The sequence below is a fragment of the Flavobacterium sp. genome (assembly GCF_013822155.1).
Classification (GTDB): Bacteria; Bacteroidota; Bacteroidia; order Flavobacteriales; family Flavobacteriaceae; genus Flavobacterium.
The window spans coordinates 1-12660 of the sequence record NZ_PNJW01000074.1 but is presented as its reverse complement, the minus strand read 5'-3'; the positions used below and the strand labels follow the sequence as shown (position 1 = coordinate 12660).

Genomic DNA, 12660 nt, shown 5'->3' with positions numbered 1-12660 from the left:
TCGGAGGTTTTTTTATTTTATTTTGAAACACAAGTTATTTTTGAACTATAGAAACTCATAAAAAAACTTTACATTTGAAAAAATATTTTTACACCTTATGAGCGTTGATAAAACAGAGGATTGGTTGTTTGAAATTTCTTCTAAAAAAAGGGCTGTCGATTTTAATTTAAAGGAATTGTGGCACTATAAAGATTTACTGTTGTTGTTTGTGAAAAGAGATATTGTCACTTTTTATAAACAAACGGTTTTGGGCCCTATTTGGTTTGTTATTCAGCCTTTGATCACTTCCGTTATTCAGTTTATTATTTTTAGTAAAATTGCCTCTATTCCTTCCGATGGGGTTCCCTATTTTTTGTTTGTTTTGGCCGGTAACATCGTTTGGTTTTATTTTTCGGATTGTTTGAAATCAACTTCGGAAACGTTTACTTCCAATCAGAATATTTTTGGAAAAGTTTATTTTCCCAGAATAATTATGCCCTTAAAAGTAGCTGTTTCCAACTTGATAAAGTTTGGAATTCAGTTTGTGTTTTTTCTTATCGTTTTGTTTTATTATATTTATCAAGGGGCACCAATTCATCTAAATAGTTTGGTTTTGTTTTTGCCACTATTACTCTTGGTTATTGCTTTTATAGCCTTAGGAACAGGAATGATTATTTCGTCGTTAACAGTAAAATATAGAGATTTAAATTTTGTTGTTACCTTTGGGATATCCTTGTTTATGTATATCACCCCAATAGTTTATCCCACTACTTTAGTATTGGAAAAAGTTGATAAAAAATACCATAGTTTAATCTATATGAATCCATTGACAGGCCTGTTTGATTTTTTTAAATATGCCTTTTTGGGATCGGGTACTATTGATTTTTGGTCAATTGTTTATTCTGTTGTTTTTTCATTAGTTATTATGTTTTTGGGGTTACTTGTTTTTACAAAAACAGAGAAAAGTTTTATAGATGTGATTTAAATTGAGGCAAAGAGATGAGTAATGTTATTTTAAAAGTTGAAAATGTTTCCAAGCAATATCGCCTAGGTAAAATTGGTACGGGAACATTGAGCCATGATTTAAATCGTTGGTGGCACACTGTGCGTGGAAAGGAAGATCCTTATTTAAAAGTAGGTGATGTCAATGATAGAAGTGTGAAAGGAAATAATCAATATGTTTGGGCACTAAAAGACATAAATTTTGAAGTTAGAGAAGGTGAAGTGTTAGGAATTATTGGTAAAAATGGAGCAGGGAAATCTACATTACTCAAAATTTTATCAAGAGTTACGTCTCCAACAACCGGAACAATTAAGTCAAAGGGACGAATAGCCTCACTGTTAGAAGTGGGAACGGGTTTTCATGCTGAAATGACAGGAAGAGAAAATATCTATCTCAACGGAGCTATTTTAGGAATGACTAAAAAGGAAATTGCTTCAAAAATTGATGAAATCATTGCTTTTTCAGGATGCGAGCGATATATCGATACCCCAGTTAAAAGATACAGTAGTGGAATGACCGTTCGTTTAGCTTTTGCTGTGGCGGCTCATTTGGAACCCGAAATTTTAGTGGTAGATGAAGTATTAGCGGTTGGTGATGCTGAATTTCAGAAAAAAGCCATTGGGAAAATGCAGGATATTTCTAAAACACAAGGCAGAACGGTTTTGTTCGTGAGTCATAATATGGCAGCTGTAAAGAGTTTATGTACCAAAGGTATTGTATTGGAAAACGGAAGTATATCTTTTGCAGGAACTAGTGACGACGCTATTAATTATTATTTAGAGAATTCCTATAAAAAGAGTGAAATTAAAGTAAGTGAGCGTATAGACCGAAAAGGAAATCAAAAGTTAACTGTAAAAAATATATATGTTAAAAATGCGGATGATGTTTTAGTTGGGGAATTGCACGGAGGGGAGTCCTATCGAATTATTTTTGAATATGAAAAGAAATTAACTATTGACCCAAAACAAATGACGGTGGTAGTTCAATTTAAAAATGAATCTGATGAATTGGTAACAACTATTGCAACCGACGAAATGGGAATTCATTTTTCTGAGATTAAAGATAATGGAACCATTGAAATTAGTATTCCCAGGTTACAATTCAGAGAAGGCAGGTATTCGTTGCACTATATGATTAGCGAAAAGTTGTCGTTTAATACACCGCATCAAACCATAGATTATTTGCAAGATGCCTATACAATGACAGTAATTCGTGGTGATTATTGGCATTCCGGCGTTTTAAACAGACCAAAAGGATTTATTCAAGAGGCAACAATTCAATTAAACTAATTAAAAGTATAATTTGAGAATGAATACTTTACAAAATAAAAAAATACTAGTTACGGGAGCCGATGGTTTTATTGGTTCCCATTTAGTTGACTATTTAGTATCACAAGGCTATCAAGTGAAAGCCTTTTGTTTTTACAACTCTTTTAATTCATGGGGTTGGCTCGATAGTTTTGACAAAGAAGTTTTGCAAAAAATAGAGGTATTTACGGGTGATATTCGTGACCCTAATGGCGTACGGGAAGCAATGAAAGATTGTCAGGTTGTATTTCACCTGGCGGCACTTATTGCTATTCCATTCAGTTATCATTCTCCTGATTCCTACATTGACACCAACGTAAAGGGAACATTGAATATTTTACAGGCAGCTCGAGATTTAAAAGTCGAACGGGTTTTGGTTACTTCCACTTCAGAAGTATATGGAACGGCTCAGTATGTTCCGATTGACGAAAAGCATCCGAAACAACCACAATCGCCCTATTCAGCCTCTAAAATTGGTGCAGATGCAATTGCAGATTCCTTTTACAGAAGTTTTAATCTTCCGGTTACTATTGTAAGACCATTTAATACATTTGGTCCACGTCAATCAGCCAGAGCATTTATTCCAACTATTATTACACAGCTTTTGAATGGTAAGACAGATATTAAATTGGGTGATGTAACTCCTACCAGAGATTTGTTGTTTGTGAAAGATACCGTTCGAGCTTTTGAAGCAATAGCAAATTGTGATGAATTAATTGGTCATGAAGTAAATATTGCTACAAATTCAGAAATTAGTATTCAAGAAGTTGCTGATTTACTGATACAACAAGTAAATCCAAAAGCAAAAATTATTACGGATGGAGATAGAATCAGACCTGAAAAAAGTGAAGTGTTTCGTTTGTTTGGAGATAATACCAAATTAAGAAATCATACAAATTGGACTGTGGAGACTGAATTTAATCAGGCAATTTTAGAAACTATAGCATGGTTTAAAGTGAAAGAAAATTTAGCCCATTATAAAGCGGATATTTATAATCTATAACATGTTAGATTTTACAAAAAAAATTGCCATTTTTGGTATTGGTGGATTGGCTAAAGACATCTTTTTTTGTTTAAAGGAGATTTATTTAAAAGGTCACTATGCTTTTGATGGTCAAGTTGTTTTTGTGGATAAGTTGCCCAATACAAGTGCTTTTTTTTTAAATTGCCCCTTATTTCTGGAAGAAAATTTTGATTCACGAGCCTATCAGGTTATTATTGCTATTGGTAATCCTAAAATCAGAAAACAAATTTCAATCAATTTGCCGGCAGCTACTTTTTATCCAAAGGTTATTCATCCAAGTGCTTTGGTTAATGAAACGGTTATTTTAGGAAAAGGAGTTGTAATTTTAGCAAATGCAATTATAAGCTGCGATGTAACGGTGGGTGATTTTTGCATATTGGATCGTGCCGTACAGATTGGGCATGATTGTAATGTAGCCGATTTTGTTCATTTTTCTCCGGCTTCTGTGCTCAGTGGAAACGTTACAATTAATAGTTTAGTTGATATAGGGACACTTGCAGCGATTAAACAAAATTTAGAAGTGGAGCGTGAAACCATCATCGGTATGGGAGCTATTGTTGTTAAGTCAATTCAAGAAAAAGGAGTTTACGTAGGAAATCCGGCCAAAAAGATAAGATGATGACTGAGACAGCTTTTTGTAGTGTTATTTTTCCGGCTAACTTAATTTATTTTAAGGATTTTTTGGATTCACTTGAACAACAAACGGATTCAGATTTTATATTGCTTTTATTTAATGATGGTGTTGAAAATTTAACAGACTATTTAAAAGAGAGTTCTTTAAATTATAAAATAATTAATGTAAAAGGCTCAATTTCTGAAACGCGGACACAACTTTTCGAATATTTAAAAAAATCAACGTTTGAAAAAATAATATTTGGGGATACGGATGATTATTTCTCCTTAAATAGAGTAGAAGATTGTAGAGAGTTTTTAAATAAATTTGATATTATAGCCAATGATTTAATATTGGTTTCTGAAAAGAAAGAGGTATTAAGTGAATGCTATTGGAAAGACAGACAGGAATTACGTGGATTAATCAACTTGGAATCAATAAAATTTTTTAATTTTTTAGGATTAGGAAATACAGCTATTAATAGAAAAATATTGCCTGAATCTATTTTTTTTGATCCGAATATTGTTGCTATTGATTGGTTTTTGTATTCTATTATTTTGAAATCTAAGATAAAAGTAGGTTTTACATCGAGTTCATTTATTTATTATCGACAACATGGAGCAAATATTGTTGGAAGAAAAGAATTGAATTTTGAAGATTTTAAAAAAGGATTTACTGTAAAATTAAATCATTATAGTAACTTAGCAAGAGTTATCCCTGAGTTTCAGTATTTAGCCACACAATATCTTGATTTTATGGACAGTTTAACAGAAAGTAACTATAAAAAAATAATTCAAAAAAATAAAATACAAAACCCCTTCTGGTGGGAAGAAATACAATTATGAAAGTACAATTAAGTTCAAAGAAAGAAGTTTACAATTTTTGTGAACCTTATATTATTGCCGAAATTGGAGCCAATCATAATGGCGATATAGATTTGGCTAAAAAAATGATTGACAGTGCTGTTGAATGTGGTTGTGATGCTGTTAAATTTCAATCGTGGACACCAAAATCATTGATTGCAAAAGAAGAATACGACCGCAATCAATCGTATGACGATTCTCCTAAAAAACACTTTGGTTCATTAAAGGAAATGGTCGAAAAATATTATTTAAGAGACGATCAGCATGCTGAATTAAAAGACTATTGCATTTCTAAAGGTGTGGACTTTTGTTCTTCACCCTTTTCAAATGAAGAAGTAGATTTATTAATAAAATTAGATGTTCCTTTTTTGAAGATTGCCTCTATGGATATTAATAACATTCCTTTTTTGAAATATGTAGCAAAAACAATGAAACCAATAGTTGTTTCTACCGGAATGTCTACTTTGGCAGAAATTGAAACGGCTGTGAAAGTTATAAAAGGAGAAGGGAATCACAATATTGTTTTATTACATTGTATTTCTATATATCCTCCTAAAGATGAAGATATTCATTTGAGAAATATTGCGATGCTTCAACAGGCTTTTAATTTACCAATTGGTTTTTCTGACCATTCTTTTGGAGCTTCAATTCCCTTAGCTTCTGTGGTTTTAGGGGCTTGTATTATTGAAAAACATTTTACATTAGATAAAGATTTGCCTGGATGGGATCACGAAATTTCCGCTAATCCTGAAGAAATGAAAACAATCTGTCAGGATTCAAAAAAAATAGCGTCAGCATTAGGAAATGTATATCGAATCGTGTCGGATGATGAAGAACAAAAGAAATCTAAATTCAGAAGAAGCATTGTAGTCAATCGTTCGATGAAAAATGGAGAAATAATAAAAGAGGCTGACTTGGCCTATAAACGTCCCGGAACAGGAATACCACCTAACGAATATGAATTTGTAATTGGCCGTAAATTGAATAAAGATATTGATGAAGATTCACTTATAAATTGGAATAATTTCGAATAATGATTGCATTAATACTAGCACGAAAAGGTTCAAAAGGATTGCCGGGTAAAAACATAAAGTTGCTCTTGGGTAAGCCTTTGATTGCCTATGCAATAGAATCGGCTTTAAAATCAAAATACATCAAAGAGGTTTATGTTTCAACAGATTGTATAGAAATAGCAGAAGTTGCTAAACAATATGGTGCTAAAGTTCCCTTTTTAAGACCGGAAGAGTTGGCTGCGGATAATGCAATAGCGATTGATACCTATAATTTCATGTTAGACAAGTGGGCAGAAGCAATGCTTGATGTTGAATCATTTATTGTTTTGCAGCCTACATCACCATTACGAACAACCCAAAATATTGATGAAGCAATTGAACTCTTTGCTATTAAAAAGGCTTCGTCAGTTATTTCATATACTGAAGAACATCATCCAATTTCTTGGCATAAATTGATTAATGAAGATTTATCGTTTACTAATTTATTTGATGATGAGCTTTTAAACAGGCAGGATAAAAGAAAGACTTATTTTCCAAATGGAGCAATTTATATATTTAAAGCATCTTTAATAAGACAAAAAAAATATTATTCAGAAGCCTCTTTTGCTTATATTATGCCTAGAGAGAATTCAATTGATATTGATTATATTCATGATTTTGAATACGTTGAATACTTATTGATGAAGAAGAATAAATGAGAGATTATAAAGTAAATATAGATTCCTTAAAAACTTTTGAAGATTTAATTCGAAAGCTAGACTTTTATGGTATTGGGTTTTTAGCAATCGTTGATGATGAAGATAAATTAATCGGCATTGTTACGGATGGTGATATTAGAAAAGCATTATTAAATCAAAAGAAAGCAGTTGAAGACATCATCAATTATAAACCATTTACACTGCCTTATACTACACCAGCAAGCCAACTAAAATCATTTCTTGAAGAGAAAAGAAGGCTACATGTTCCTTTAGTGGATGAAGAAAATAGATTAAGAGAAGTTTTTTTACTTAATGATTTCACTAGGGAAATCCATTCCAATTATGTTGTTATTATGGCGGGCGGATTAGGCTCGCGGTTAGGAGAATTAACAAAGGAAATACCAAAACCAATGCTACATGTGAAAGGTAAACCTATGTTGGAGTATATTGTTGAATCATTTAAAAATCAAGGATTTAATAAATTTATTTTTTGTGTTAATTTTAAAAAAGAGATTATTCAGGATTATTTTCAAGATGGAAAAAAATTCGGTATTTCTATTGAATATATTTTTGAGGAAACTAGACTGGGAACAGCCGGTGCATTAAGTTTAATTGCTGATCATAAATTCAATGAACCTTTTTTTGTTGTAAATGGAGATGTAATTTCAAATCTTGATTACCATCACTTGATTGATTTTTGTACAAATTCAAAAGCTGATGCTGTAATGTGCGTTAAAGAAATGAGTTACACAAATCCTTATGCAGAAGTTGTTTTTGATGAAGATTTGAACTTGGTTAGTTTAAAAGAAAAACCTACGAAAGTTTTTGATATTAATTTAGGAATTTACGTTTTGAATGAAAAAGTGAGAGAAATTCTACCTAAGAATAAATTTTTTGATATGCCAAGTCTGTTTTTAGAAGCAAAAGAGAATGATTTGTCAGTTAAAGTATTCAGAGCTAATGAAGATTGGATGGATATAGGAATACCTACCGATTATCGAACTATTCAGAATGATTAATTCCCGAAAAGACATACAATATTTTTTACTCGAAGTTGAAAAAAAATTTCCTGTTAACAAATGGAAAGTAAACGGCATCCATATTTGGCCACATATTAGGATTAAATTATATTTTTATTTAATTAATTTAATAGAAAAAAATGATTCATCACCTATAAAAACAAAGCCTGAAAAAAAGGGAAAAGAACGAATTAAGTCTGACCTCAAAAAGTTGCTTGCGGTTTTTCATTTTTATAAATGGTTATATACGCTTCCAAAAAAGAAAAATTTATTTGTGGGGGCCGATGCTCATAGGGTAGACTATAGACATACTAGATTTAACCGATATTTTGATATTTTGATAGAAAAATATAATTTAAGTCAAAATTCAATGTATTTCGAATATGGAGTAAATACAAACAAACAATATAATTCTTCTTTGATTTTTACTTTTTCAAAAGCTTTAAGTGGATTTTTATTTCTAAATAAAATTTTAAAAATAAAAGGGAATGTTCAGTTGGAAGGCTATGAGGTTTTTTTAGACTATTTAAAGAAAGACGAACTCTTTTCACAATTTTCCACTTTTTATTCCAAGAAAAATGTTTCTAATTGGGCCAGTTTGGTTTGCTACCCAAGAGTTGTTTTTTTTAAAAAGGTTTTGACAAAAATAAAGCCTGAAAAAGCAGTCATTCTTTGTTATTATTTAGATGATATAATGGCATTAACAGCAGCTGCAAATCAATTAAAAATTCAAACAATAGAGATGCAACATGGGCCGCAAACATCTGTTCACATGGCCTATAGTAGTTGGTTCACTTTGCCACCTGAAGGATATGATATGTTGCCAAGAAACTATTGGTGTTGGGATGAAAATAGTAAAAATTTGTTGCAAGAATGGACAAAAAGCAATAAAAACTATGCTGTTAAAGTGATTGGAAATCCATGGATTGACTATTGGAAGTCAATGAAAAAAAATTATGTCCATACGAATTATATACTTTATTCTTTACAGCCAAGTCCGCTTACGATGGAGCAACTATTTCCCGAGTCAATAATAAATTTTATAAAGGAGAATCCTATTCCTTGGTTTATCAGATTGCACCCAAGACAATTGAACGAAATGGATGCAATAAAAATATATTTGAAAAATAAACAAATATTACATTTGGTAACTATCGATGCGGCAACAAACGATCCGTTACCTTTAATACTATCGAATGCATTATTGCATATCACTCATTTTTCAGGAACAGCCATTGAAGCTTCTTTATTTAATGTTTTTACTGTTTTGTTAAATGAGATTGGTAAATTATCTTTCCAAGATTTAATTTCAGCTCAAAAGGCTGTATATTTGGATGTTAATTCTTTGGAATTTTCGGAAGATTTAAGAAAAAGTATTAAAAACAAGGCTCAATTTAGTAAAGATGTTTCAGCACAAAATGATTTAAAATTGCTTAATTTATTTGATTAAAAATGAGTTTTAAAAGTAGTATAATAAATAATTTAAAACGTATTTTAAACAATAATAATGTTGTTTCAGAAACTGTTTCTGTGGATAAATCCGCACTCATAACTGGTTCAAAAATCACCGGTAAAACAATTATAGCTACTGATGTTATAGTTGAAAACAGTAGTATTGACGGCAACATTATAATTGCTGATTCCTCAATTATAAAAGAAGTTAATTTAAGTGGAAATATTACAATCAGTAAAAGAGCAAGGTTATATAAATGTGCTATTACAGGTAATGTAACAATTGGAAAAAACACTTCTTTATGGGGGCCAAATCTTGATTTAACTTCAAATTCAGAAGGAACAATAAAAATTGGTAACTTTTGTTCTATTGCACGAAATGTTTCTTTTCAAACCTATAATCATAATTTTAAAAAGGTGACCAGCTATTTTATTGGTCAAAACATTTTTAAAGAAAAATGGGACAATGAAAAGACAACTAAAGGAGATATTGTTTTAGAAAATGATGTTTGGATTGGAACACATTGTGTTGTTTTAGGAGGTGTTACCATACAAAATGGGGCCGTTGTTGCCGCAAATAGTGTTGTGACTGCTAACGTGCCTGCCTATAGCATAGTTGCAGGTTCACCGGCAAAAGTGATAGGGTATCGTTTTGAACCTTCAGTAATTGAAAAATTAGAAAAGTTAGCTTGGTGGGATTGGTCTTTAGAAAAAATTAAAAAGAATAAATCTTTTTTTGAAAATGAACTAAGTGACGATTTGTTTTTAAATGAAATCCATGAATGAGCCACTTATATCCATCATCATCCCGGTTTACAACAGAGCAACTCTAATAGGAGAAACATTAGAAAGTATACTTAGTCAAACTTATGCCAATTGGGAATGTTTTGTAGTTGACGATGGTTCAACAGACAAAACAGAATTGGTAGTCCAAAATTATTGTAAGAAAGAGACCAGATTTCATTTGTTGAAAAGACCTGAAAATAGATTAAAAGGTTCTGCGGCAAGTAGAAATTATGGCTACGAAAAATGTAAAGGAGACCTAATTTATTGGTTAGACAGTGATGATTTATTATTGCCAAATGCATTTCAATCCTACATAGAAAATTTCACCTCGGAATCTGATTTTGTTGTTGCTCGAGTTCAACAAACCAATTTAATAACCGGAGAATATTTAGAAATAAATAAACCTGAAAGTGTAAATTTAATTGAAGATTATTTTGCCGGGAAAACAACTTTTTATGTTTGCGGACCAATGTGGAAAAGGTCATTTTTAGAGCAACAAACTCAACTTTTCGATGAATCTTTAAGCATTTTAATCGATTGGGATTTTAATTTAAGGATGTTATATAAAAAACCGACAATTGTTTTTATAAAAGACGTTTTAGTTTTGTATCGACAACACGAGAAATCATTAAAAACAAATATTATAAATCTGAATCCTGAGAAAGTTGAAATTGCATTTTCTATCAGAAAGAAACATTTACAATTTATAAGGGAAAATAAAGTAGGGGGTGTGAAAATTTTCAGAAAACATCTTAGGAATTTATATAAACAAATACTCCGATTTTCATTGGTACAAAACAATAAAGAAATGCAATTTATTTATTTACAAAAAGTTTTGATAGAAAATGCAAAGCTATTAGCACTATGGGATAGCTTAGTAATTGTGTTTGGTTTTTTTGTGTTTAAACTAACGGGAAAAGGATATAAATTATTGAAATAACTTAGGTTTCGGTTTTTTAAAAGTAAAATATGGAATTTAATCAGCAGAATAATAAAATCTTATTTGTAGTGACCAGTTTTCCTTCGGTTACGGAGACTTTTATTATTAATCAAATTGCAGATTTAATCGACCGTGGATTTCAGGTAACCGTTTTTGCATATAACAAAAATAAAATAGACATTCAACATAAAATATATAAAGATTATCAATTGGAAAAATGTACATTTTTTCATTTTAAAAATGAAAAAAGCATAATAAAAATTGTTTTCTATTGGTTAAGCTTTTTTTTTGAGCATTTATTTAAAATTAATTACAAATTAATTTTAAGTTGTTTTAATCCATTTCAATTTTCTACTGGAGTTTCAAAAATAAAGGCTTTGTATGATTTGCCAATTTTCATGTTAAACCAACATTTTGACATCATACACTGTCATTTTGGTTTTAATGGTAAAAAGATTTCTAAGCTAAGCTCTCTAGGTATTATAAAGCATTCAAAATTGGTTCTTTCTTTTCATGGCTCTGATTTAACTCCTTCCAGAATTCAAGAATATAAAACATTATATAAGCCTATTTTTGAATGTTTCAACGCTTATACGATAAACACCCTTTTTTTAAAAGAAATTGTATTGAAAATAAATCCAAAATTAAAGAACCTGTTTATATTACCGGTTGGGTTTAAAGAAGAATATTTAAAGTCTTATCTGAATAGTCCAAAGAATGAGCAACTCTTTCCGGTTATTTTTATTGGTCGATTTATTGAATTAAAAGGGCCACTACAAGCTATTAAAATTGTTGAAAGCTTATATTTAAAAGGTATTAAAAATTGCTGTCTCCATATGGTTGGTGATGGGGAATTAAAGGAGGAGTTGCAAAGTTATGTTCGACAAAATAAATTAGAAAAGATAGTTTTTTTTCATGGGCAAATGGGGCAAGAGGATGTTTTTAAATTATTGGCGTCATCTGCTGTTTTTCTGCTTCCCGGTATAACAGATTTAGAATCAGGCAGAGCAGAAACGCAAGGTCTCGTGATACAAGAGGCTCAATATCTAAAAGTTCCTGTTGTTGTTTCAGATGTTGGAGGTATAAAATATGGATTGCTAAATAACAGCTCCGGATTTTTGATAAACAGTACAGATATACCTACATTTGCAGCAAAAATAGAGCAACTTTATTTTGATAAGGAACTAAGAAAGACAGTTGGAGAAAACGGTCACTATTTTGTAAAGGAAAATTATACTTCAAAAAAACTGGGAGACCAATTGATAAAAATTTATGCCGGACTTTAAAAAATACAGTTTTACCGACGTAACTATTGAGGCACCTTTGGTTTCTATTATCATTCCAACCTATAATAGAGCTCATCTTATTAGTGAAACCTTAGACAGTATTTTGAATCAAACTTACTTAAATTGGGAGTGTATTATTGTAGATGATGGAAGTACTGATTTGACAAAACCGGTGGTTCAAAAGTATGTAGATTTAGATAGCCGATTTCAATTTTATTCTCGACCAAATGATAGACCTAAAGGAGCTAATGCTTGCAGAAATTACGGATTTGAATTAAGTAAAGGCGAATATATTTGTTGGTTTGACAGTGATGATATAATGTTAGCAGAACATTTAAATAAAAAGGTTTTACAATTCGATTTAAAAAATCTTGATTTTGTAGCCTGTTCATTAGATTTTTTTGAAAGCAGTAGTGATGGAGAAAAATTAATCATTTACAAGAAAACTACCGCTATTTATGAAGAGCCATTTAAACAATTTTTATTGGGTAATTTGACGTTGAGAATATGTAGTCCGTTGTGGAGTAAAAATTTTTTAATAAACCATCAATTATTTGATGAAAAGTTATTTAGGGCACAGGAATGGGAATTGTATTCAAGATTATTATTTTACGTTAAAAAATATCAAACAATTGGAGAATCACTCGTATTAATAAGACATCATGATGGAAATATTT

General features: G+C 30.8%; 13 protein-coding genes. All 13 read left to right on the top strand.

Going from position 1 to position 12660, the window contains the following annotated elements; all coding sequences use genetic code 11:
- Positions 1-97 precede the first annotated feature (97 nt).
- Complete coding sequence (locus C0512_RS13570; protein WP_290862464.1) at positions 98-964, top strand: ABC transporter permease; 867 nt, start codon at positions 98-100, stop codon at positions 962-964.
- 14 nt (positions 965-978) lie between these two features.
- Positions 979-2271, top strand: a complete 1293-nt coding sequence (locus tag C0512_RS13565; protein WP_290862462.1) for an ABC transporter ATP-binding protein — start codon at positions 979-981, stop codon at positions 2269-2271.
- 19 nt (positions 2272-2290) lie between these two features.
- The gene (locus C0512_RS13560) at positions 2291-3292 is read left to right on the top strand and encodes an NAD-dependent 4,6-dehydratase LegB (protein ID WP_290862460.1); all 1002 of its coding nucleotides are present in this window, start codon (positions 2291-2293) and stop codon (positions 3290-3292) included.
- A gap of 1 nt (position 3293) precedes the next feature.
- On the top strand, positions 3294-3932 hold the full coding sequence (locus tag C0512_RS13555; protein WP_290862458.1) for an acetyltransferase: 639 nt from the start codon (positions 3294-3296) through the stop codon (positions 3930-3932).
- A complete protein-coding gene (locus C0512_RS13550; RefSeq protein ID WP_290862457.1) occupies positions 3932-4771 on the top strand; it encodes a hypothetical protein in 840 nt (279 codons plus the stop codon). Before C0512_RS13555 ends, C0512_RS13550 begins: the two co-directional genes overlap by 1 nt.
- Entirely contained in the window at positions 4768-5823 is a 1056-nt protein-coding gene (locus C0512_RS13545) for an N-acetylneuraminate synthase family protein (protein ID WP_290862455.1), read from the top strand. Before C0512_RS13550 ends, C0512_RS13545 begins: the two co-directional genes overlap by 4 nt.
- Entirely contained in the window at positions 5823-6500 is a 678-nt protein-coding gene (locus C0512_RS13540; RefSeq protein ID WP_290862453.1) for an acylneuraminate cytidylyltransferase family protein, read from the top strand. The genes C0512_RS13545 and C0512_RS13540 overlap by 1 nt, the downstream gene beginning before the upstream one ends.
- Positions 6497-7519 (top strand): nucleotidyltransferase family protein, encoded by a 1023-nt coding sequence (locus C0512_RS13535; protein WP_290862451.1) that lies wholly within the window; start codon positions 6497-6499, stop codon positions 7517-7519. The genes C0512_RS13540 and C0512_RS13535 overlap by 4 nt, the downstream gene beginning before the upstream one ends.
- Entirely contained in the window at positions 7512-8969 is a 1458-nt protein-coding gene (locus C0512_RS13530) for a hypothetical protein (protein ID WP_290862449.1), read from the top strand. Before C0512_RS13535 ends, C0512_RS13530 begins: the two co-directional genes overlap by 8 nt.
- 2 nt (positions 8970-8971) lie before the next feature.
- Positions 8972-9757: a CatB-related O-acetyltransferase gene (locus C0512_RS13525; RefSeq protein ID WP_290862447.1), complete on the top strand. Its 786-nt coding sequence runs from the start codon at positions 8972-8974 to the stop codon at positions 9755-9757.
- Positions 9750-10697 carry a glycosyltransferase gene (locus tag C0512_RS13520; RefSeq protein ID WP_290862445.1) on the top strand — a complete coding sequence of 316 codons (948 nt, stop codon included), beginning with the start codon at positions 9750-9752 and terminating at the stop codon, positions 10695-10697. The genes C0512_RS13525 and C0512_RS13520 overlap by 8 nt, the downstream gene beginning before the upstream one ends.
- 29 nt (positions 10698-10726) lie before the next feature.
- Positions 10727-11983, top strand: coding sequence for a glycosyltransferase family 4 protein (locus C0512_RS13515; protein WP_290862443.1), 1257 nt, complete (start codon positions 10727-10729; stop codon positions 11981-11983).
- On the top strand, positions 11970-12660 hold a 691-nt coding region (locus C0512_RS13510), incomplete at its 3' end, for a glycosyltransferase family 2 protein (protein ID WP_290862441.1). The genes C0512_RS13515 and C0512_RS13510, both read left to right, overlap by 14 nt.